Origin of the sequence: Pleurocapsa sp. FMAR1 (assembly GCF_963665995.1) — a bacterium.
Lineage (GTDB): Bacteria > Cyanobacteriota > Cyanobacteriia > Cyanobacteriales > Xenococcaceae > Waterburya.
In genome coordinates this window covers 4773976-4797018 of the sequence record NZ_OY762512.1, presented here as the reverse complement: position 1 = coordinate 4797018, position 23043 = coordinate 4773976, and the positions used below count along the sequence as shown (strand labels likewise).

The following is a 23043-nucleotide window of genomic DNA, read 5'->3' as shown; positions in this document are numbered from 1 at the left end:
GCCTCAATAACATCGCCTTTTACCAATTACAATAGAAATCAAAACTATTGATCTCTAGCTCGATCTCCACTGGAATTGATGTCAGAAGCTCCAGTTTGACTAGAATTATTTTCATCAGTCTTTTTCTCAGAATCTTGATTATTCTGATTAGACCATCTTCTGCCGCCTTTTTTGGAGTACCGAGACGTTGGCTTGCGATACTTGCGAGCGTTAATTTTATTACGAGCAGCTTTTTCTTTCTTAGCGTTACGGCGTTTTGCCATCTGTATAATAATCTCCATTTAAACAACAAAAACGCCTCAAGGAAAAGCCTGTGGAATTAATCCTCTCCCAGAAGCGTAATTAAATTTCAGTTTAAGCCCAATGCTACTAAAGCTTAAAAACGATTATTACGACCGCCACCACTAAAAGAATTTCTGTTCTCACGAGGTCTTGCTTTGTTGACCTTGAGATTTCTTTCCATCCATTCAGCACCATCTAAAGCTTCAATAGCTTTATCTTCGTCTGATTCTGATTCCATTTCTACAAAGGCAAAACCGCGAACCCGTCCTGTTTCACGGTCAGTGGGAATGTGAACTCGTTTTACGGTTCCATATTCTGCAAAGACTTCACTCAAGTCTTCTTGGTTAATCTCGTAGGATAAATTGCCCACATAAATTGACATAAATTGATTGTCTCCTTGTTAGATGTTGCGCTGAGAGACGATAATTAGAAGAGAGCTAAATCAATACATTGTGGCTAAACCCTGCAATACTGAATACAAATTCTATCTTTCATATCTTTTTCTCAGCATTTATACTAACACCTTTATAAATTTTTGTATTAACATAATTAAGTTATGTACAAGCGATCGCCAAACATTTCAAACCGAAAAATAGCATATTTCTGGCAATTCTTATTAGCTTGCTTAGTTACTATAGCTATTACCAATAAAATTAATCCTCAAGTTCAAGCTGCTCAATCTCCCAATGGAACGGTAGGATTTGAATCCGCTGTTCTACTAGTAGATAGTCATACTACTTTTAGTGGCGTTAGGATTAGACAGGCAGTTTACTATTTTGATCTCGAATTACCCAAGAATGCAGGAGAATCGCTGCAAAAGGTAGAAATCAAACAGCGAACAGGGAGCGATGAGATAAGATTTAGGCTGGATAAAACCAAAGCTTATCTCGGAAATCATAATGATAAGCAAGAACAACTGGAAGTGACTACTTCCCAAGATGAAACAACAGGGGCAATTACAGTCAACTTAAAGCAAGCTATCCAACCTGGCAACAAGCTAACTATTGGCTTAAAGCCCAAAAAAAATCCTGACTTTGCTGGAGCATATTTATTTGGCGTTACGGCTTTTCCCGCTGGCGCAAAGCCACAAGGTTTATATCTGGGTGCAGGAAGGTTACAGTTCTATCAGAATAGCGATTCTCTATTTTGAAAAAGAGGGTAATTCCCGACCAAGTACCGACCAAAAACTTAAAAAACCTAACGGCTAATAGTGCTACACTATATAGGCTTTAAAAATTCACACATTCAGGATTTCGGGTGTTTTCGCATCGAGAAAATGTCCCTGGATGGAGGATTAACCCGAAACAAGGAGTAAAAATAATATGCCAGTAGTTTCTCTCGCAGAACTTTTAGAATCTGGGGTTCACTTTGGACACCAAACGCGCCGTTGGAATCCCAGAATGTCCCAGTACATTTATACCGCTCGTAACGGTGTTCATATCATCGACCTAGTGCAAACAGCACAGTTGATGGAAGAAGCTTATGAATATATGCGTTCTTCTTCCGAGCAAGGCAGACGAGTATTGTTTGTAGGTACAAAACGCCAAGCAGCAGGAATTATAGCTCAAGAAGCCTCTCGCTGTGGAGCTTTCTACGTTAACCAAAGATGGTTGGGCGGTATGCTAACCAATTGGGAAACCATTAAAACTAGAGTAGAAAGACTCAAAGAACTTGAGCATTTAGAAGAAAGTGGTGCGCTTGACAAAAGACCAAAAAAAGAAGGTTCAGTACTACGTCGCGAGATGAGTAAACTGCAAAAATATCTAGGTGGCATTAAATCAATGCGTAAAGTGCCTGATATTGTAGTCATTATCGATCAAAAACGCGAACATAATGCGATCGCCGAATGTCAGAAATTAGGCATTATTGTAGTTTCTATCTTAGATACTAATTGCGATCCTTTGGTTGCTGATGTACCAATTCCTGCAAATGATGATGCTATTCGTTCAATCAAGCTGATTGTGGGTAAGCTAGCTGATGCAATCTATGAAGGTCGTCATGGTCAACCAGATAATCAAAATGACTATGATGAACTAGATGAAGGCATTGAAGGGGACGATTATCCTGCCGCTGAAGAAGAAGCAGTAGCCGAAGAAGTTCCTGAATCTGAATCTGGAGACGATAGCGAAGAATAGAATCTTGCTTTGCTAGATACTATAAGTCGGGGGCAAAGTTTTAAGCCCTCGCAAACATAATTTTAAATTATTTTGTCGTCACTAAGTTAATCAAAATTAAAACGAAAAGAATATGGCAGGTATATCGGCAAAATTAGTCAAGGAACTCCGCGAAAAAACTGGCGCGGGGATGATGGATTGTAAAAAAGCTTTGACAGAAAATGATGGCGACATGACTAAAGCCACAGAATGGCTGCGCCAAAAAGGAACTATTTCTGCTGACAAGAAACAAGGTCGAGTAGCAGCAGAAGGATTAGTTGAAAGCTACATACACACTGGTGGGCGTATTGGAGTATTGGTTGAAGTAAACTGCGAAACGGATTTTGTAGCTCGTCGCGAAGAGTTTCAAGAATTGGTAAAAAACATTGCCATGCAGATTGCAGCTTGCCCCAACGTAGAATTTGTTAGGGTAAAAGATATCCCCGAAGCAACAACTGCTAAGGAAAAAGAGATTGAAATGGGTCGAGACGACCTGGAAGGTAAACCAGACAACATCAAGGAAAAAATTGTTTCTGGTAGAATTGACAAGCGTTTAAATGAAATAGCTTTGCTACCTCAACCTTATATCCGCGATCAAACTATCACCGTTGAAGACCTAGTAAAAGAAAGCATTGCCAAACTGGGAGAAAATATTCAGGTTCGCCGTTTTGTGCGCTTTGTTCTCGGAGAGGGAATCGAGAAAGAAGAATCTAACTTTGCTGATGAAGTAGCTGCTCAAACAGGTCAAAAATAGCCTTGCTCAATAGATTAGAAACTAGATTAGTCGTAGATTGCACTATAACTTAACAGCTAGATTGCTAAAGTTTAACAAGTGCATCTATGGCTTTTTTAATAATCTTCTTGCTTGATAATTTTTGCTTTTTTAAAAAGATAGAATTAAGATGAACTAACTAAGTGCTAGGAGATTTTCCCTAAGTCCTAAGCCAATCTCCCAACGGATAACTGAATATAGGATGACAAAATCGATTCAGCAAATTAAACAAGACCTCAACAATTTAGAATCAACTACAGCCAAAATAGCGGTTGAACTTGAAAATCTATACCAAAATTACTTAAATTCCCTTAGCCATTCAGCCAAACAGCAGCTAGTCTTGGCAAGCTATCAAATTTGTACTCAGTTTTATCCTCAATCATTTCTAGGGCTATCTTTAAGCAATCGACAAAACCTACAGCAAGTTTTGAGAAAAATTGGCATTGAGATTGAACCGGCTGTGTCTCTTATTATTGAGCAAAAAGAACTAGACCCACAGCCACAAGAGTTAAATTTGATGGCAGAATTAATTAAAAAATTGCCTAAACCTAAACGCAGAAAAGAAGAAAAAGAAGACAGCGTTAGTGAAGAAAACGAAAACAAGACAGCAGAAGTCGATTTTGCCTCAATCAAGGCTGAATTAGAGAAAATTGAGTTTATTGAATTAGAAGCTTCTTCAGAAGACGAATTAGAGCCAGAAAATACTTCTTCACAAAAACTACCGAAGCAAGAGATTGACCTTAAAAATCCAGAACATCTCGTCTTGTGGCATAAGCAAATTGAACGAACTGTAAAAAAGACATTAGACTACACTTCTCAAAAAGCTAATCGATGTTTGCAGGATTCAGGAATTATACCCGATCGCATACCCAGCAAAATTATTGATGTGGCAATTCAGGCAGATAGTAACAATGGAGGAAGAGGCAGCAACAAACAAAAAAATTCTCCTAATATTATTCACTTGGCAATTGAAAGTGAGCAAGACAAGAATAAGTCTAAATCTCCTAAGAATATAGCTCAGGTAAGCCTATTACGTTTGCGTATAGCTGAACTTGAGTTTGGCGATCCTTTACTCAATGCTCAAAGAGGAAAACTGCGTAATTTAATGGGCGAAATTAGTAAACTAAATAGCCAGTATCAAATAATTAAGCAAGAATCTGATGTCGCAGAAGCCCAAGCTGCATGGCGTTCGAGTTGGTATGAAGATTAATTGCTCATGCTAGGGTTAAGAAATTTTCATATCGTAGCAACTGGCAACCAGAAAAGTAATGGCAGAAGATTATAAGCAAAAGGTAATTGATTCTTTTAATCAGCGAACCACATACGATGATGAAGGAGATATTCATTCAAAAGAAGCAGAGCGTTTATTAGCATATATGCCTCCCAAATCTGGACAGACTATTCTCGATCTTGCTACGGGGACAGGTTTGGTTGCAATTCCTGCTGCTAATAAAGTAGCTCAAGGCTCTGTGATTGGTGTTGATATATCATCAGGTATGTTAGCTCAAGCTAAAAAGAAAATTGCAGCCGAGAGAATATACAATTTGGAATTAATTGAAGCGGATGTAGAGTCAATTAATTTTCAAGCAGAACAGTTTGACACTATTTTCTGCTCTTCGGCAATTGTTTATTTTAACGATATTTCGGCAATTGTTAATAAGTGCTATAACTGGCTCAAGCCTAGAGGATGCCTTGCTTTTAACACTCCCGATCGAACATCTTACTTGGCAGAAATTAAAGTTAAAGTCTGTCAAGATTTATTTGGCATCAATTTACCTCATTTAATTCTACCTCTGTGGACTTCTGAAAAATGCCGTTTATTATTACAACAGTCTGGTTTTCAAAATATTGAGATTGAAAGTCACCAATACAACAAATATAAGCTTGACAAAAATTACGATTCTGTAAGGATTGAGCAAGAATTTTACCCCAAAGGTAATCCTTTATCAAATTTATCCGCAGAACAAAAAGAATTATTACAGGCTGAATACAAAAAAGCTGTTGACCAATTGATTGCAGAACATGGAGAGTGGCAAGTTGCTACAAATTTGTATGTTAAAGCACGCAGATCGGCGATCGCCCGTAGGATGGATAAATAAATTATAGATATTATTAGCAATATTCCAATGCTCATTAAGTAATTAGAAGGGACTTGTATGTACTTAGTAAGCAGTAATAAGTAATCTATAAACATATCCTAAAAGAATCGTGTGTGTAACAATAATTAGCGTTACTCATCAAAGTAGTTAAGCAATTTACACTTAGATCTAAACATGGAACCGCTTTATCAATATGCCTGGCTAATTCCCGTACTGCCTCTATTGGGGGCGATGTTGGTAGGGATTGGTTTAATTTCCCTAAACAAGGCAACTAACAATCTGCGTCAGATAGTTGCCGTCTTTATTGTCTCCATCCTTGGAGCAACAATGGTATTGTCTTTTGCCATTCTCTGGAGTCAAATTCATGGACATGAAGCCTTTACTCGCACTATTGAGTGGGCTTCGGCGGGAGATTTTCATCTTTCAATGGGTTATACCATCGATCATCTCAGTGCTTTGATGCTGGTAATCGTGACCACCGTAGCTTTTCTGGTGATGATTTATACCGATGGCTATATGGCTCACGATCCTGGCTACGTGCGCTTTTACGCCTATTTGAGTATATTTAGCTCTTCTATGCTGGGATTAGTGATTAGTCCTAACTTAGTCCAAATATACATCTTCTGGGAACTAGTGGGGATGTGTTCTTATCTCCTGATTGGTTTTTGGTTTGAAAAGCAACCCGCAGCGGATGCCTGTCAAAAAGCATTTGTAACTAACCGCGTCGGTGACTTTGGCTTATTGCTAGGAATGCTGGGCTTATATTGGGCAACAGGCAGCTTTGAATTTGGCCTAATGGGCGATCGCCTGGGAGAATTGGTTTCTTCTGGGGCTATTAGCGCGTTCCTTGCCACCTTATTTGCCATCTTGGTCTTTTTAGGTCCCGTAGCTAAATCGGCTCAGTTTCCCCTTCACGTTTGGCTACCAGACGCGATGGAAGGACCTACTCCCATCTCGGCACTGATTCACGCTGCCACTATGGTTGCTGCGGGAGTGTTTTTAATTGCGCGGATGTATCCCGTTTTTGAAAATGTGCCTGTAGCTATGGAAGTTATCGCCTGGACTGGGGCATTTACGGCATTCCTTGGCGCAAGTATTGCTTTAAGCCAAAACGATATTAAAAAGGGTTTGGCATACTCCACCGTTTCTCAGTTAGGCTACATGGTTATGGCAATGGGTATCGGTTCATATAGTGCTGGTTTATTCCACCTAATGACTCATGCTTATTTTAAAGCCATGCTGTTCCTTTGTTCTGGTTCGGTAATTCACGGCATGGAAGATGTAGTAGGACATAATCCTTTGCTGGCTCAAGATATGCGTCTTATGGGTGGCTTAAGAAAGTATATGCCCATCACCGCTGGTGCTTTTTTCGTCGGTAATTTAGCTATCTGCGGGATTCCTCCTTTTGCAGGTTTTTGGTCAAAAGACGAAATCTTAGGACAGGCTTTTGAAGCCAATCCCGCCCTCTGGTTTATCGGTTGGGCTACGGCTGGTTTAACTGCCTTTTATATGTTCCGTATGTACTTTATGACCTTTGAAGGTGAGTTTCGTGGTAACGATGATGCTGTCAAACAACAGTTGATGTCTGAAGCAGGAATGGCTTTTGGTCCTGGGGCAATGGATACCAAAGAAGGCGACAGTCATGGACATAGTGAATATCCCCATGAATCTCCTCTAACGATGGCATTACCTCTGCTGGTTTTAGCCATACCTTCGATTGGTATAGGTTTGCTTGGTCGCCCTTGGGAGAATTACTTTGAAGAGTTTATTCACGCCCCAAGCGAAATAGTAGCAGGCGCAGCCGAACACGCTTTTGACTGGAATGAATTTCTGATTATGGCAGGGTTGTCTGTGGCGATCGCCGTAACGGGAATTATCGTGGCACTGTTAATGTATCGTACGAAAAAAATCGATCCTAGTGCGATCGCCAAAAAAGTTCCTACCCTCTATCGTTTCTCCCTCAATAAATGGTATTTCGATGACCTTTATCACAAAGTCTTTGTTATGGGTATCCGTCGTCTAGCCAGACAAATTATGGAGGTAGATTACCGCGTAGTTGATGGTGCTGTTAACCTAACTGGTTTAGCTGCTGTCCTCAGTGGAGAGGGCTTAAAGTACCTAGAAAATGGTCGCGCTCAATTCTACGCCCTGATTGTTTTTGGCGCAGTTTTAGGATTTGTTATTGTTTTTAGTGTTGCCTAATTAGCTTTTAGCCTCTAATTAATTTGGCAAGTCTTAGTGTAAAGCGATCGCTTTTTTTTGAGAAGAGCGATCGCTTTTTTAATATGTTGAGTTAACTTACACTTATGACTATAGCCATACCAGCTATGTATATTCGACTAATTTTTTTCTGATGTTTGAACACTATTTTTAGAATTCAGCCTCAAAGAGAAACGATTGTTGCAAGTATTATTGCTTATTATTAAACTGTAGTTATAAAACTTTAATAAAATACATGATTGCTGATTCCTCTGAATTCAAGAGCTTAAAGAAACTACTAAAAGAGAAAATTCTGTTTGGCAATGAACCAACTCCAGAATTATTTGCCATCCTTACGGTTTACTTTGTTCAAGGAATATTGGGATTAGCTCGTTTAGCCGTTAGCTTTTTTCTCAAGGACGATTTGGGTTTAACCCCTGCTGAAGTTGCAGCCTTAACGGGTATTGCCTCTCTACCTTGGATTATCAAACCACTGTTTGGCTTTATATCTGATGGTTTACCCATTTTGGGCTATCGTCGTCGCCCCTACCTAATACTATCAGGATTTTTAGGCACTATATCCTGGTTGGCTTTAGCTACTTTAGTTGATAGTGCTTGGACAGCAACTATAGTAATTTTATTAACCTCTCTTTCTGTAGCAATCAGTGATGTGATCGTCGATTCCTTAATCGTTGAGAGAGCTAGAGAAGAATCTTTATCTAAATCAGGATCGCTACAGTCACTGTCCTGGGGATTTTCTGCTTTAGGAGGGTTGTTAACAGCTTATTTTAGTGGATTATTATTACAGCATCTCAGCAGCAATCAAATATTTGAAATTACCGCCAGTTTTCCCTTAATTATTTCTTCCGTAGCCTGGCTCATTGCAGAAGAAAAGATTACCAAAGATGATTCTGAGCCAAAAATCTCTCCTGTAAAAGAGCAAATCACACAGCTATGGGGTGCAATTAAACAAAAGCAAATATGGCTACCCATTGCTTTTCTATTTTGTTGGCAAGCCACTCCTACTGCTGATTCAGCATTTTTCTTTTTTAGCACCAACGAATTAGGATTTGAGCCAGAATTTCTCGGTAGAATACGTCTAGTCACCAGCTTTGCTTCTCTAATCGGCATTTTTCTGTTTCAACGTTATTTAAAAACCGTACCCTTTAGAAAGATTTTGGGTTGGAGTACAGTTATTGCAGCAGTTTTGGGAATGACAACCCTATTGCTCGTAACTCATACTAATCGTGCTTTAGGCATCGACGATCGCTGGTTTAGTCTAGGAGATAGTCTGATTTTAACCGTTGTTGGGCAAATTACCTGGATGCCTGTATTAGTATTATCGGCTCGTCTTTGTCCTGAAGGAGTTGAAGCAACTTTATTTGCTCTTTTGATGTCTATTTGGAATTTATCGGGGTTGTTATCCCATGAATTAGGTGCATTACTTACCGCTTGGCTAGGAATTACAGAAAACAACTTCGATCAGCTTTGGTTATTAGTAACTATTACCAATCTGTCTACCCTGCTGCCACTGCCGTTTTTAGGTTGGCTACCTTCAGGAGATCCTCAAGCAGAATCAGCCAAAAAACTAGCTCCTGGGGAAGCTCCTATTCATAGCGCAGGAGGGTTAGCCGAATCTGGCATTACACCCAATCTTGTACCTGAATTTGCAATAGATCAAGGTTTAGAAAAAAAACACGATTAAATATCTGCTAAATTTTAAAACCTTCCAAGTTGTGTCTAACAATTAATGAGAGAATAAAAAGCTAAATCAACTGTTAGCTGTGAATATGAGTTTAGATTGGATTAGCCGAGCCGAGCGTTTAAGTGCCTTACCTCCTTATGTATTTGCCCGTTTAGACGAATTAAAAGTCCGTGCTAGAGAACAAGGACTAGACTTAATCGATTTAGGCATGGGTAATCCTGATGGTGCAGCACCTCAACCTATAATTGATGCTGCGATCGCTGCTTTGCAAGATCCACTCAATCACGGCTATCCACCTTTTGAAGGTACGGCTAGTTTCCGTCAAGCAATTACGGATTGGTATCACCGTTGCTATGGAGTCGAACTAAGTCCCGATAGCGAAGCACTGCCTTTAATTGGTTCAAAAGAGGGTTTAGGTCATTTAGCAATGGCTTACGTCAATCCTGGAGATATTATCCTGGTTCCCAGTCCTTCCTATCCTGCACATTTTCGCGGGCCATTAATTGCAGGAGCCAAGATTCAGCAAATACAATTGTCAGCAGAGCAAGATTGGCTAATTGATTTGAATTCTATTCCTGAAGATGTCGCTCAAAAAGCCAAAATTCTTTATTTTAACTATCCTAATAATCCAACTACCGCTACTGCACCACGGGAATTTTTTGAGGAAGTAGTCAAGTTTGCGCGTCACTACGAGATATTATTAGTTCACGATCTTTGCTATGCCGAATTAGCTTTTGATGGTTATCAGCCTACGTCGCTATTAGAAATACCAGGAGCAAAAGAGATTGGGGTTGAGTTTCATACTTTATCTAAAACCTACAATATGGCTGGTTGGCGTGTAGGTTTTGTAGTGGGTAACTCCGATATTATTCAGGGTTTACGAACTCTTAAAACAAATCTCGACTACGGTATCTTCTCCGCAGTCCAAAAGGCAGCAGAAACCGCTCTTCAGTTACCCGATGAATATATCAAAAATGTGCAGCATCGTTATAGTACTAGACGCGATTTTCTAATCAAAGGACTAGGAGAATTAGGCTGGCAAATTCCTCCTTCTAAGGCAACCATGTATCTTTGGATAAAAACGCCTGTAGGCAAAGGTTCAACGGAATTTGCTCTTGATGTATTGCAGCAAACAGGTGTAGTTATTACTCCTGGCAACGCCTTTGGAGACGGAGGGGAAGGCTACGTTAGAATTAGTCTAATTGCCGATTGCGATCGCCTGGGAGAAGTCTTGAATCGCTTTAAAAAAGCAGGAATTACTTACAATTAACAACCTCGACAGTTTACTCGCCCTCGACAATAACCTCAACGGGGGGAACCCCCGCAACGGTTTTGTCTCGCAACGGGTCACAGACCCGCAACGTAACTGTCTCGCAATTAACAATTTTATCAAAATTAATTTATCTCCAGCTTATTATGGATTTTAAATGGATTTAAATACAGAAATTAAAGGAAAAGGAACTCCTATTCTTTGTTTACACGGTCATCCTGGTTCATCTGCTAGTATGTCTGTATTTACCAATTATCTTTCTCGGCAGTATCAAACAATTGCTCCCGATCTGCGTGGCTATGGCAAAAGCCGCTGTAAACAAAGCTTTAAGATGCAGGATCACATAATAGATCTCACTGCCTTACTAGACAAATATAATATAGATAGCTGTTTACTCTTAGGTTGGTCTCTTGGAGGTATTCTGGCTCTGGAATTGGCTTTAGCTATGCCCGAAAGGTTTAAGGGCATAATTCTCATTGCTACTGCTGCACATCCCCTTAGCAGCCATCCTCAACCTACTTGGCAAGATCAGCTATTTACTGGTATTGGAGGAATCGTCAACTACATCAAACCAGGTTGGCAATGGAATATAGATACCTTTTGCAAGCGATCGCTTTTTCGTTATTTAATTAGTAATCATGCTCCAGAATCGTACTATTATTTAGCCACCGAAGCAGTACCAGCTTACTTTCAAACATCAAAAGCAGCAGATATAGCTTTGTCTACCGCAATTCGACAGGGTTACAATCGCCTAGAAGACATACACCAAATAGAAGTTCCTTGTTTAATGCTATCAGGAGAAGGCGATCGCCATATTACCGCCAACGCTAGTCAAAAAACTGCCCAGTATCTCCAAAACTGTCACTATATAAACTATCCCCAGGTTGCTCATCTTTTCCCCTGGGAAATCCCAGACCTAGTTTTAAAAGATATTCAGCAATGGCTGGGGCAAAACTTTACTTAATAGCTGTATTGCTGTTTTGATTTGACTAGCTTTTGTTACACAAAGATAGCTAAGGTATACTATTTAAACTTTCTATAAACGTAATTATTAGCTGCTAGCATTTATCATTACTAGCGTAAGTTTATTAAATTTGCTTATATCGACTGAATACCGTTGTAATCCTATGTTTAATATTATATGCAAACTTTTTTCGTAATCTGGATTGGTCAAGTTATCTCATTACTAGGTTCTAAATTAACCGAGTTTGCTTTAGCATTTTGGATCCTCGATCAGACCTATCAAGATACAGGGACAATCACTCAATTCGCCCTAACTATATTTTTCATGTATCTTCCCAAGGTGATTATTTCTCCCTTGGCGGGGGTTTTAGTCGACCGCTGGAATCGTCGTTACGCTATGATCATGAGTGATTTGGGAACGGGAATAGTAACCTTGGGGGTGCTTTTATTAGTTTGGTCAAATTCCTTGGCGATTTGGCAGATCTATCTTGTTCTGATAATTTCTTCTAGTCTGAGTGCTTTTCAGCAGCCTGCTTATACAGCCTCAATTACCCAGCTAGTACCAGCTAAAAATTTGAGTCGTGCCAATGGTATGGTTCAGGCATCTTTTGCGATCGCCAAAATTGCAGCTCCAGCGATCGCTGGTTTGCTGATGAAGTTTTTTAGTCTAAAAACAATTTTATCTATAGATATTGTTACATTTATAATTGCCATCATCACTCTAATTAGCGTTAAATTTCCCGAATTCAAACGACGCACTAAAGCTAAAAGAAAAGTTGTCCATCAAGTAATTTCTGATGCCCTAGCTGGCTGGAACTATATCGTTCTCAGACCTGGTTTAATCCGTTTGGTTAGTTTTATTTCCATTAGCTACTTTAGTATGGGAATCTTAGAAGTTGTTCTCTGGCCTTTGCTCTACCAACCAAATTCTACTGATGAATTGGGGTTTGTGCTTTCTATTGGGGGTTGCGGGATGCTTTTGGGCAGCGTGTTGATGAGCGTTTGGTCTGGTCCTAAGAACCGCGTTAGAGCAATTATCTGTTTTGCAGGATTACAAAGCGTAATTATTTTAATTGGCGGGATGAAAATATCGCCTTTTGTTCTGGCAATTGGTATTTTTGGCTATTTATTCTCTCAGCCAATTATCGTTAGCTGTAATCAGGCAATTTGGCAGAGTAAAGTTCCTAGTCGTTTGCAAGGGAGGGTCTTTGCTTTGCAGCAGACTTTAGAAAGATCCCTGGCTATTGGTGCTTATTTATTGGCAGGGCCTTTAGTAGATAATGTTTTCAATCCGTTGATGGCTAAAGGCGGAGTGTTTGCCCAAATACTTGGCAAATTTGTCAACACAGGTATGGGTCAAGGAGTGACGTTATTATTGGTCTTGTTGGGAATTGTTAATGTGCTTATAGTTGCGATCGCCTATCGTCAACCCCGTCTACGACATTTAGAAACAGAATTACCCGATCGCAATCAATTTGCGAATACAAACACCACAATAGCCTAGCTATTTCAGCTAATTTCTACTTTGATGACTCAATCCCAGTATTTAGTTCAAGATGTTGTTTCTTTAACAGTTCAATTATCTTAATTTCAGATTCACTTTGCTTTGTAAAATAAGCCATACTGCTTGACGTACAGTCAGTAAATATCTCTTTAACTTAAACTACTTTAGGTGAAGATTTTGGCGGTTTCTGTCTGGGATCAAGTCACGATCGCTTCACTGAGACAACGGGTATAACGTAACTGTCTTAGTACCCCTGTTCTTGAAACCCTGCATTATATAGCAATACGCGAAAATGTTAGGACATTTTCAACTGATACTGAGTCGCGAACCCTGCATTATATAGCAATACGTGGCTAGGTTAGGACAAAATTAGCTAAAATCAAAGCGCTCGCCAAAACCGAAAAATAATGCCTGCTCCCTATAGCTACGATTTAAGAAAAAAAGCCGTAGATGCCTGTTCTAGAGGTGAAAAGAAGAGAACTATTTGTCGATTGATGAAAATAAGCCGTAACACCTTAGACCTATGGCTGAAAAGAGAACAAGAAACAGGAGACTTTAAAGCGGTCGCCGAGCGTCCCACCAGAGAAGAGCGAAAAATTCAGGATTTAGAGAGATTCAAACAGTTTGTTAAACAACATAAAGATAAGACACAACAGCAAATGGCAGATTTGTGGGGAGAGAATCTTACCCAGCAAAATATTAGTGATGGAATTAAAAAGTTAGGCATAACCAGAAAAAAAGCGGTCAGACCCCGCGTCGCCGACAGGCGCAAGACAAAGGGCTTGCCCGCATGTACGCTGACCAAGACAAACTTACGGATATCAAGAAACAGATGAAGAGAAAAGAAAAGAATTTCAAGAGCAACTAAAACATCAACAGGCAAATAACCTAGTTTATGTGGATGAAGCAGGATTCGATAACCGAGACGATTATCCCTATGGTTATAGCCCCAAAGGAGAAAGATGTTAGGCACTCAAATCTGGTAAAAGAAATGAGAGAGTAAGTTGGATTGCTGCATTCAAAGAAGGAAAAGTGTTTGCTCCGTTAACTTTTGAAGGGTCATGTAATCGAGATTTATTTGAGACATGGCTTAAAGAAAGTTTGATTCCTCAACTTCAACCTGGAAATATCATTATTATTGATAATGCTACTTTTCATAAAGGACAAAGTATTCAAGAAATAGTAGAAGAAGCAGGGTGCCAGATTTGGTATTTGCCCTCTTATTCTGCCGATCTAAACAAGATAGAGCGTTGGTGGTCGGTTCTCAAAACTTGGATGAAGCAGAGAGTTAAAGAATTTGAGACTGTTAGAGAATGTGTTGATACAGCTTTCAAAAAATGTCCTAACGTATATGCGTAATGCTATACGTGAGGACAAGTCCTTCGTTCGTCTGCGGAGAGTAAGGCGTGAGCCGCAACTGACACTCCTGCAAGGCTGTTGCGCTATTCCCCGCACTTGTTGAAACCTGTAGTTCTTCAGTTAACTGTTTTAAGTAGCAAGAAGCCTTTTGTCCAACCACGCTGTTGAAGTGACTGCATTTATGAAGCGATCGCTTCACTAGAGAAGAGCCGATAAAGTATTCAACTAGAAACTTTTAAACAACTTGTTCAGGATAATTAGTAAATATGCCATCTACTTTTAATTCCTGCATACGACTAATATCAGTAGGCTCATTAACAGTGTAAACCCAAGCCAACAAGTTTTGCTGATGTATAGAGTTTACTAAGTCTGGGGTCACAAAATCCAAACCAGCAATAACTATATCAGTCTGTAACTTTTGAGCAATTTTTAGATATTCCCAAGGCAAACCATAAATTAACATCCCAGTTTTCAGAGCAGGATAAAGCGTTTTTGCTTTTATTAATTCATAATGATTGAAAGAGGAAACTACAAAGTCTGTTTCACTCCATCCCTGGTTAATGTATTTTCTAATTAAGTTGCTAACTAGCCTGGCGGTATTACTTCCTTTTAATTCAATATTGATAATAGCTTGTTGATTTACGGTGTCAAAGACTTCTTGTAGAGTCGGAATTTTTTCCCCTTTGCCAGCATCAAGCGATCGCAATTGCTCAAAGCTATATTCTTCTAAGTAACCAGTGCCGTTGGTTGTCCTTGATAAAGTGCGATCGTGAATTACAATTAAGTTATCCTCAACGTTATATACATCGATTTCTACAGCATCAACTCCTAAAGCCAAAGCTTTTCTAATAGACAGCAGCGTATTTTCTGGCTCATGTCCCATTGCTCCTCGATGTCCAATACACAGCATGATTGATAATTAATGATGGATAATAAATAGTTAGCATCTACTTTAAAAACTAGCTACATGATGTCCAACCTAAAGCTAAAAAGCTCAAAACTAGTAAATCTCAAGGTCGTTACTTTACAAAAAGCATTATAAATGAGCATTTTAACTCTACAGAACATCAAAAAAGATTTCGGTATTAAAGAAATACTGCGGGATGCTAGCTTTAGCATTGAACCAAATGACAAAGTAGGGTTAATTGGGGTTAATGGCTCTGGTAAGTCTACTTTACTCAAAATGATTGCAGGATTTGAGCCTACCGATGGTGGTCAACGTTTAGTGAAAAGCGGTGCCAGAATTATTTATTTACCCCAACAGCCAGAAGTAGACGAAAACCTGAGCGTGATCGACCAGATTTTTGCTGATAGCAGTGAACAAATGAGCTTGGTACGGGAATACGAAGATTTGTCCCACAAGATTGCTCAAGCCAAGGGAAATGACCTAGATGCGCTAATGGCTCGTTTGGCTACGGTCAACGAGAAAATGGAGTCCCTTGGAGCTTGGGAACTAGAAACTAAAGCCAAAATTATTCTCAGCAAATTAGGCATTGAAGATTTTGATGCTAGGGTAGGAGATCTTTCTGGAGGATATCGTAAGCGCATTGCCTTAGCTACGGCATTGCTTAATGAACCAGATCTATTGATGATGGACGAGCCGACAAACCATCTTGATGCAGAGTCAGTAGAGTGGTTGCAAGAATACTTGAGTCGTTTTGGTGGTGCTATTTTATTAATTACTCACGATCGCTATTTCTTGGATAATGTTACTACTCGTATCCTAGAAATCGACCGTGCTGATTTATTTACCTATGCGGGTAATTATTCTTATTACCTAGAAAAGAAAGCTTTGCAAGAAGAATCTGCTGCCAGCAGCGATCGCAAACATCAAGGGGTATTAAGACGCGAACTAGAATGGCTTAAAAAAGGTCCAAAAGCTCGCAGCACTAAGCAAAAAGCTCGCATTGATCGCGTTGGCGATATGCAGGACAAAGAGTTTAAACAAGCTCAAGGCAAAGTGGACATTGATACTCCTGGTAGACGTATCGGCAAAAAAGTTATTGAGCTAGAAAATATTACCAAAGGTTACAACGGGCGCACCCTAATTAAAGATTTTAGCTACGAATTTACCCCGCGCGATCGCATTGGCATCATCGGCGGTAATGGTACAGGCAAGACTACCCTAATAAATATTATTACAGGACGTATTGAGCCAGATCGGGGAAAAATAGAGATTGGTAAAACAATTCACATTGGCTATTTCGATCAGCATTCAGATAATATCTTGGATGCCCTCAATCAAGAACAAAGAGTCATTGAATATATCAAAGACGTAGCCGAGGTCGTTACTACTGCTAACGGGGATCAAATCAGCGCGTCTATGATGCTAGAGAAGTTTCTCTTTCCCCCTGCTCAACAGTACGCGCCCATACATAAGCTTTCTGGGGGTGAAAAGCGTCGTCTGTTTTTATTACAGGTATTAATGGAAGCTCCCAACGTCTTAATTCTAGATGAACCAACTAACGATCTAGACGTGCAGACTTTAGCTATCTTAGAAGACTATTTAGAAAACTTTAATGGTTGTGTAATTATAGTTTCTCACGATCGCTACTTTTTAGATCGTACCGTAGAATTTATTTTTGCGATCGAGGCTGGGGGAGAAGTGCGTAACTATCCTGGTAATTATTCTGTCTATTTAGAGCATAAAAAGAAAGCAGAAAAACAAGCAAAACAAGCAAAAAATCAGGAAAAACCCCAGGTAAATAAAACTCAAGATACCAGCAGCAAGACATCCAGCGATAAAAAAACCAAATCTCTATCTAATTATGAAAAAAGAGAATACGAAAAGCTAGAGGCTAAAATTGTTCAGATGGAAACAGACAAGGAAAAACTAGAAAAAGATCTAGCTCTTAACTGTAGTAATTCTAATTTGGTGCAAGAACTATCAGAGAAATTGGCAACCTTAAACGAAGAAATTGATACTAATACCGAACGTTGGCTGGAATTAGCCGAAAGAGCAGTATAAATAACGTTAGTGTCGGTTCACTTAATAACTGATGTTACGCACTCATCGATTTGTAAGGACTTAGGGACTTAGGGACTTGGGGACTTGGGGACGGTTCAACTAGACTACGCTCCTCGTCACTCCGTCACCCTGTCACTCCGTCACAGCAATCAGATTAAATACGTAACGTCACTTAATAAGTATCAGGTGAAGCGAAAGTTTGGTAAGTTAATTATTGGCAAGACAACAGGGTAGGCAGCTAGATGGCTATACCGATTATTAAACAAGCAGTGTATTAAAGATGAACAGTGAAGACAATTCCCGCAATAAGCCTCAGAGTGCCTCTAACTTAGAAGAAATTCGTGCTACCAGAATTGAGAAGGTAGATCAGATAAAGGAGTTAGGACTAAATCCCTATGCTTATAAATGGGAATCAAGTCATCATGCTGCCCAGTTACAGTCAAAGTATGTGGATCTTGCCAGTGGAGAGGAAATAGAAGATCGAGTTGCGATCGCTGGTAGAATTATGGCTCGTCGTGTCTTTGGTAAGCTAGCATTTTTTGAACTGCAAGACGAAACAGGCAAAATTCAGCTTTATCTCGACAAGAAAAGAATCAACAACACCATGTCAGAAGACTTGGTGGGGGCATTTAATCATCTAAAAAAGCTGTCTGATACGGGAGATATTTTAGGAGTCAAAGGTACAATCAAAAGAACTGAAAAAGGCGAACTTTCAGTTTATGTCAGCGAGTTTCAAATTCTGACTAAATCTTTGTTACCCCTTCCCGATAAATGGCATGGCTTAACGGATACAGAGAAGCGTTATCGTCAGCGTTATGTAGATCTGATTGTTAACCCCCAGGTAAGACAAACGTTCCGCATTCGAGCCAAGATTACCGCTGCAATTCGTCGTTATTTGGAAACCAGAGACTTTTTAGAAATTGAAACCCCAGTTTTACAAAGCGAAGCAGGTGGTGCAGAAGCTCGTCCTTTTATCACCTATCACAATACTTTGGAGATGGATTTATATCTCCGCATCGCTACAGAATTACACCTCAAAAGGCTAATTGTAGGTGGATTTGAGCGCGTGTTTGAAATGGGCAGAATCTTTCGCAATGAGGGTGTGTCTACCCGTCATAATCCTGAATTTACTTCTATTGAGGTCTATCAGGCTTACGCCGACTATTATGACATGATGGCGTTAACAGAAAACATGATTAGTGATGTAGCGCAAGAAGTTCTCGGCACAACTAAAGTTACTTATCAAGGTCAAGACATAGATTTAACTCCTCCTTGGCGCAGAGTAACTATGCACGAAGTTGTTGAAGATGCTACTGGAGTAGATTTTGCTCAGTTTCCCGATTTTGACTCAGCTAAAACCGCAGCCAAAGACGCAGGAATTGAAGTACCCGCAGACTGTCAAACCATTGGCAAGTTGCTCAACGAAGCCTTTGAACAAAAAGTAGAAACCACTTTAATTCAGCCTACTTTTGTCATCGATTATCCTGTAGAAATATCTCCTCTAGCCAAACCTCACCGCGATAAGCCTGGGCTGGTAGAAAGGTTTGAACTATTTATGGTGGGCAGAGAAACCGCTAATAGCTTCTCGGAGTTGACCGATCCTTTAGATCAAAGAGCGAGACTAGAGGCTCAAGCAGCCAAGAAAGCAGCAGGGGATTTAGAAGCAAATGATATCGATGAGGACTTTTTAGCAGCACTAGAATATGGAATGCCTCCTACTGCTGGTTTAGGCATTGGTATAGATCGCTTAGTTATGCTGCTTACCGACTCTCCCAGTATTCGCGATGTGATTGCCTTTCCGCTGCTGAAGAATCAAAGTACGGTAGTCAAAGACTTTGATTATGATACAGATAAGCAAAGTCTCCGCATTACCTTTGGTAACGGAAGCGTTTATAAGTATTCTGATGTTCCTGAGTCAGTTTATAAGGAGCTAAAAGAAACTAGCTCTGTTGGTCAATACTTTAATTCTCAAATTCGAGATAAGTTTGGCTTTGACCGTGAAGTTTAATTGTAGTAAAGAGCGAATTTTATCTAGCGGAGATGGCTAAAAAAACTAAGCCTGAATATCTAGATGCAGAATATAAGAACCTAACTGAACTTTTACCGACCATATTTCGTATTCAATGCGTAAATTTTTAGGAAAAGGATCGTTATTTACTTTCAAGTAACGTGTAAAATTACGAAAACGTAAGGATTGACTTGGTTGCTCAAGATCGGTATTCAAACAGTATCGACTCACGCCATACACTCCTCTTTCCCAAAAGTGTCGATAGCTCAACTTTCCTCTACTCTGCATTGTCATCACTACTCGATAAGGAGATATTTCTAGCCAAAACAATCCTCGATCAGATTCACTTTGATGATTAACAAAAGGCGAAGTGGAATGAGGCAGTTTTTGCTGGTTTAATAATAAATGAAATCTTTCTCGATCTTTTTGATATAACGATGCAGTTGCTTCAATTACATTCCAGATTGGTAAATCTGTTGAAATTAGAGAAAGAGAAACAGTTTGGTAGCGGTTAACTTGCATGAGGAGAATATCTAGTAGCTAAAGCTCACTTTGTTTCTAGGATATACCCAATCTTAAGCAAATCGGTAGACTCAAAATCAGTTTGCTGGGAAAACTTGCTAATTGTAAGAGTATTCGTTATCATTGCTAATGGTTACTAAAGCAATCCTCAGTAGCTCAGTGGCAGAGCGGTCGACTGTTAATCGATTGGTCGTAGGTTCAAATCCTACCTGGGGAGTATATAAGTAGTTGGACAAAATTAAATTCAACGTCGATACTTAAAGTCAGAGGTCAGAGGTCAGAGGTCAGAGGTCAAAAGTCAGTAATAATTAACTGTACTTCTTTCTGTCCATGTACTTATAATGCAATCAGGCGAGGTCTAATATTGTCTGATTGGCTTATAGCTTACAGCTAGGAGCTTTGCTCCTTTATTGTTGTGCTTCTGCGGGACGACTATCAGGGATAGATTCGGCAGGGGTAGTGTCTAATTGCCCAGTTGTTTGCTCTCCTGGTATGGATAAGTCTAAATTAGGACCAGTACGAATGATACGACTAGCGGAGTAAAGAGCAAAAACAAATAAAATGCTGTAGACGATCGCAAAAGCAATCAAAGAAGTTAAAACATTACTAGCAGGTATTTGAGAAGCTGCATCCACAGTGCGAATCTCTCCATAAACCGTCCAGGGTTGTCTACCTACACAACGTACAATCCAGCCCGATTCTACCGCAATGTAGCCCAAAGGTGCAGCCAATACCCAGCTTCTAAGCAACCAACTTTGTTGGGTAATATTCTTGGCGGACAGTTTACCTCGCAACCACTGTAAAACCGTCAGTGCCATTAAACCAGCTAAAAGAAAGCCGATCGCAATCATGACTCGAAAAGCATAATAAATCAACCCAATTTGGTGGGGTCGATCTTCTGGGGCATATTCCTTTAAACCGATAACAGGTTCAGATAGCTGAGGTTTAATTTCGAGGATGTAGCTCAATAACCCAGGGATGGAGATTTCCCAGTCGTTTTGTTCTGACTTATCATTAGGTAAGGCGATCGCACTCCAAGAAGGAGACTCGCCCGCAGGAATAGTTTCCCACTGTGCCTCCATTGCAGCCAGCTTTGTAGGCTGATAATGATAAACTTGTTCGCCACTTAGATGTCCAATGTAGAGTTGCAGTGGGGTAACGGCAATGGCGATCGCCAAAACAATTTTAAAAGACAGGGTAAAAAATTCCGAATTGCGCTGATTTAAAATATACCAAGCACTTATGCCCCCAATTACAAACAAAGAAGTTTCCATCGTTGCAAAAAACATATGGAGAACACTATTGAGCATAAAAGGGTTAAAAATTGCCTGAAAGTAATCGCTGACTACAAAATTGCCATCGATAAACTCTCCCCCTGCTGGGGTTTGTAGCCAAGAATTCGCGCTCAAAATCCAGAAAATAGATAAATTCGCGCCAATAGCAACCATAATGGTGGCAAAATAGTGCATGACTGGAGGAACTCGTTCCCAGCCAAACAGCATAATGCCTAAAAAGCCAGCTTCTAAGGCAAATGCCATAGAAGCCTCAAAACCCAAAACACTGCCAAAAAAATCGCCTACAGCTTGGGAAAAAGGAGCCCAGTTAGTACCAAATTCAAACTCCATTGGCAATCCTGATGCTACGCCAATGCCAAAATTGAGGACGTAAAGCTTTGACCAAAAACGGGCGTGATAATAGTAGTTTTCGTTGCGGGTTTTTAGCCATAGTCCCTCGACTACAATTAAGTAGATTGCCATACCTGTAGTCAAAACTGGCCACAACATATGAAAAATTGCGGTGAGAGCAAATTGTAAACGAGACAACACTACCGTATCAGATAAAAATTCCATCAGTACTTTAGTTTGTATAGATTAAGCTAATAATTTGTGACGAAATGATGTCATCAATTTTAATTACGATCAGGATTTTCAATCATCTGTTTTAGTGTAGCGAGTCGTGTTGAGCTTTGCTATTATGTCTTTTCCCTTTTGTCTTAAAAAGCTGTGTAGCATTAGTTTTACAGACATTTTATCGACAATCGAAAACATTGAGTCTGTTTAAATTTGCTAAAAAATTCGCTTCAGAGTTATTTAAAGAATAACAAGCTCGATAATAGTAAAGGCGATCGCTAATTACCGTAGTTGTCAAATTAATTTTAATTAAAAGTAAAATCTTAAAAATACTAAGTACTTAGTTATTTTTGAAAAGCAAAACCAACGCCTTTCTTGCAACTAGAACAACACGCTGGGGATGTCAATGTGAGTTTTCGCACCAAAGTTGCCCTGAAATACCGAACTATTACTGGTGGAAATAGATAACCAGAATTTATTAATATTGAGGTGATTTAATACCTTTACTATTTTAGACAATTAAACAAATGTTGCAATTTCTGCTAACGTGGCTAGCGACAGCCGTTTCACTGATTATTACCGCGTTTGTTGTCCCTGGCTTTGCTGTAGTAAGCTTTTCCTCGGCGATATTTGGAGCAGCGATACTAGGATTAGTGAATGCCATTGTCAAACCGATACTGGTTTTGCTAACCCTACCTCTAACAATTTTGACTCTGGGATTGTTCCTTCTGGTAGTAAATGCGATCGCTTTAGGGTTAGTCAGTTATTTAACTCCAGGCTTGACCATAGCTGGGTTTTTTCCTGCTGTATTTGGTTCAATTGTTTTAACTGTGGTATCTAGCATTATTCATCAGCTTTTTTTAAATACGGAATCATCTAACTAAGCACAAAAAAAAGGGTTGAACAGTGTTGTCAACCCTCAATGCTTGGGAACGCGCTTTAAATTAAATTCTTATTATTATTGAAGAACTAACTTAACGTTTGCATTCTGTAAACCACGCTGTTTTACTTCAGCCAAAGTCTTGTTGACAGCATACTTTTGGTTAATTGAGTTGATTAGCTCGGTTTGGTTGTGCTTTTTAGCAACACCCCAAAGGTCAGCAATCAAATCAAAAGTACCATCACTATTCTCAGACCAACCTAAATCATATTCACCATCTAGGGTAGCAACGATATCGGCACGTAGTCTTTGACCGTTGTAACCGCGAACGTCAGCGTTAGTTTGAACACTAACACCTAAATCACGAAGAGAACTAACTAGAATTTCAGCATCGCTGATTTTAGTGCGTAAAGTGCTAAAGTGAGACATAAGATTTTCTCCAGTAGAAAAGAAGTAAACAACAACTTTAAAATCGATAACCGTCACTGACGGATTATTATAAACTGCTA

Annotated in this window: 19 protein-coding genes, 1 tRNA gene and 1 pseudogene; 15 read left to right on the top strand and 6 right to left on the bottom strand. The window is 39.6% G+C overall.

The window, feature by feature from the left end; all coding sequences use genetic code 11:
• Positions 1–44: 44 nt before the first annotated feature.
• Both SLP02_RS23285 and SLP02_RS23280 read right to left on the bottom strand, forming a co-directional pair.
• Positions 45–281 (bottom strand): hypothetical protein, encoded by a 237-nt coding sequence (locus SLP02_RS23285; protein WP_319423108.1) that lies wholly within the window; start codon positions 279–281, stop codon positions 45–47.
• Positions 282–376: 95 nt separating this feature from the next.
• Positions 377–664 (bottom strand): RNA recognition motif domain-containing protein, encoded by a 288-nt coding sequence (locus tag SLP02_RS23280; protein WP_319423107.1) that lies wholly within the window; start codon positions 662–664, stop codon positions 377–379.
• 174 nt (positions 665–838) lie between these two features.
• On the opposite strand from SLP02_RS23280, the gene SLP02_RS23275 reads away from it, so the two are divergent.
• The 11 genes and pseudogenes from SLP02_RS23275 to SLP02_RS23225 all read left to right on the top strand — a co-directional run bounded on the left by SLP02_RS23275 (position 839) and on the right by SLP02_RS23225 (position 14306).
• Positions 839–1432, top strand: coding sequence for a DUF2808 domain-containing protein (locus tag SLP02_RS23275; protein ID WP_319423106.1), 594 nt, complete (start codon positions 839–841; stop codon positions 1430–1432).
• Between the two features lie 172 nt (positions 1433–1604).
• Positions 1605–2417 (top strand): 30S ribosomal protein S2, encoded by an 813-nt coding sequence (rpsB, locus tag SLP02_RS23270; protein ID WP_319423105.1) that lies wholly within the window; start codon positions 1605–1607, stop codon positions 2415–2417.
• A 112-nt stretch (positions 2418–2529) separates the two neighbouring features.
• Positions 2530–3189 (top strand): translation elongation factor Ts, encoded by a 660-nt coding sequence (gene tsf / locus SLP02_RS23265; protein WP_319423104.1) that lies wholly within the window; start codon positions 2530–2532, stop codon positions 3187–3189.
• A gap of 220 nt (positions 3190–3409) precedes the next feature.
• On the top strand, positions 3410–4417 hold the full coding sequence (locus SLP02_RS23260) for a hypothetical protein (protein ID WP_319423103.1): 1008 nt from the start codon (positions 3410–3412) through the stop codon (positions 4415–4417).
• A 58-nt stretch (positions 4418–4475) separates the two neighbouring features.
• Positions 4476–5306 (top strand): class I SAM-dependent methyltransferase, encoded by an 831-nt coding sequence (locus SLP02_RS23255; protein WP_319423102.1) that lies wholly within the window; start codon positions 4476–4478, stop codon positions 5304–5306.
• A gap of 174 nt (positions 5307–5480) precedes the next feature.
• A complete protein-coding gene (locus tag SLP02_RS23250; protein ID WP_319423101.1) occupies positions 5481–7508 on the top strand; it encodes an NAD(P)H-quinone oxidoreductase subunit 5 in 2028 nt (675 codons plus the stop codon).
• A gap of 253 nt (positions 7509–7761) precedes the next feature.
• On the top strand, positions 7762–9210 hold the full coding sequence (locus SLP02_RS23245; RefSeq protein ID WP_319423100.1) for a folate/biopterin family MFS transporter: 1449 nt from the start codon (positions 7762–7764) through the stop codon (positions 9208–9210).
• Between the two features lie 85 nt (positions 9211–9295).
• Positions 9296–10480, top strand: coding sequence for an aspartate aminotransferase (locus SLP02_RS23240; RefSeq protein ID WP_319423099.1), 1185 nt, complete (start codon positions 9296–9298; stop codon positions 10478–10480).
• Between the two features lie 157 nt (positions 10481–10637).
• Complete coding sequence (locus tag SLP02_RS23235) at positions 10638–11444, top strand: alpha/beta fold hydrolase (protein WP_319423098.1); 807 nt, start codon at positions 10638–10640, stop codon at positions 11442–11444.
• 177 nt (positions 11445–11621) lie between these two features.
• The gene (locus tag SLP02_RS23230; protein WP_319423097.1) at positions 11622–12947 is read left to right on the top strand and encodes an MFS transporter; all 1326 of its coding nucleotides are present in this window, start codon (positions 11622–11624) and stop codon (positions 12945–12947) included.
• A 407-nt stretch (positions 12948–13354) separates the two neighbouring features.
• Positions 13355–14306 (top strand): annotated as a pseudogene (locus SLP02_RS23225) (IS630 family transposase).
• Between the two features lie 235 nt (positions 14307–14541).
• Here SLP02_RS23225 and SLP02_RS23220 read toward each other — a convergent pair.
• Entirely contained in the window at positions 14542–15216 is a 675-nt protein-coding gene (locus tag SLP02_RS23220) for a glycerophosphodiester phosphodiesterase (RefSeq protein ID WP_319423096.1), read from the bottom strand.
• A gap of 132 nt (positions 15217–15348) precedes the next feature.
• Between SLP02_RS23220 and SLP02_RS23215 the strand changes: the two genes are divergently transcribed.
• Both SLP02_RS23215 and lysS read left to right on the top strand, forming a co-directional pair.
• Complete coding sequence (locus tag SLP02_RS23215) at positions 15349–17274, top strand: ABC-F family ATP-binding cassette domain-containing protein (protein WP_319423095.1); 1926 nt, start codon at positions 15349–15351, stop codon at positions 17272–17274.
• Between the two features lie 280 nt (positions 17275–17554).
• Positions 17555–19282, top strand: a complete 1728-nt coding sequence (gene lysS, locus SLP02_RS23210) for a lysine--tRNA ligase (RefSeq protein ID WP_319423094.1) — start codon at positions 17555–17557, stop codon at positions 19280–19282.
• Between the two features lie 45 nt (positions 19283–19327).
• On the opposite strand, the gene SLP02_RS23205 is transcribed toward lysS, so the two are convergent.
• Positions 19328–19804 (bottom strand): hypothetical protein, encoded by a 477-nt coding sequence (locus tag SLP02_RS23205; protein WP_319423093.1) that lies wholly within the window; start codon positions 19802–19804, stop codon positions 19328–19330.
• 145 nt (positions 19805–19949) lie between these two features.
• Here SLP02_RS23205 and SLP02_RS23200 point away from each other — a divergent pair.
• Positions 19950–20021 (top strand) — tRNA-Asn (locus SLP02_RS23200).
• A 190-nt stretch (positions 20022–20211) separates the two neighbouring features.
• Here SLP02_RS23200 and SLP02_RS23195 read toward each other — a convergent pair.
• The gene (locus SLP02_RS23195) at positions 20212–21654 is read right to left on the bottom strand and encodes a cytochrome ubiquinol oxidase subunit I (protein WP_319423092.1); all 1443 of its coding nucleotides are present in this window, start codon (positions 21652–21654) and stop codon (positions 20212–20214) included.
• A gap of 527 nt (positions 21655–22181) precedes the next feature.
• Between SLP02_RS23195 and SLP02_RS23190 the strand changes: the two genes are divergently transcribed.
• The gene (locus SLP02_RS23190) at positions 22182–22538 is read left to right on the top strand and encodes a phage holin family protein (protein WP_319423091.1); all 357 of its coding nucleotides are present in this window, start codon (positions 22182–22184) and stop codon (positions 22536–22538) included.
• A 74-nt stretch (positions 22539–22612) separates the two neighbouring features.
• Here the strand turns inward: SLP02_RS23190 and SLP02_RS23185 are convergent, their stop codons facing one another.
• On the bottom strand, positions 22613–22963 hold the full coding sequence (locus tag SLP02_RS23185; RefSeq protein WP_319423090.1) for a DUF1257 domain-containing protein: 351 nt from the start codon (positions 22961–22963) through the stop codon (positions 22613–22615).
• Positions 22964–23043 lie beyond the last annotated feature (80 nt).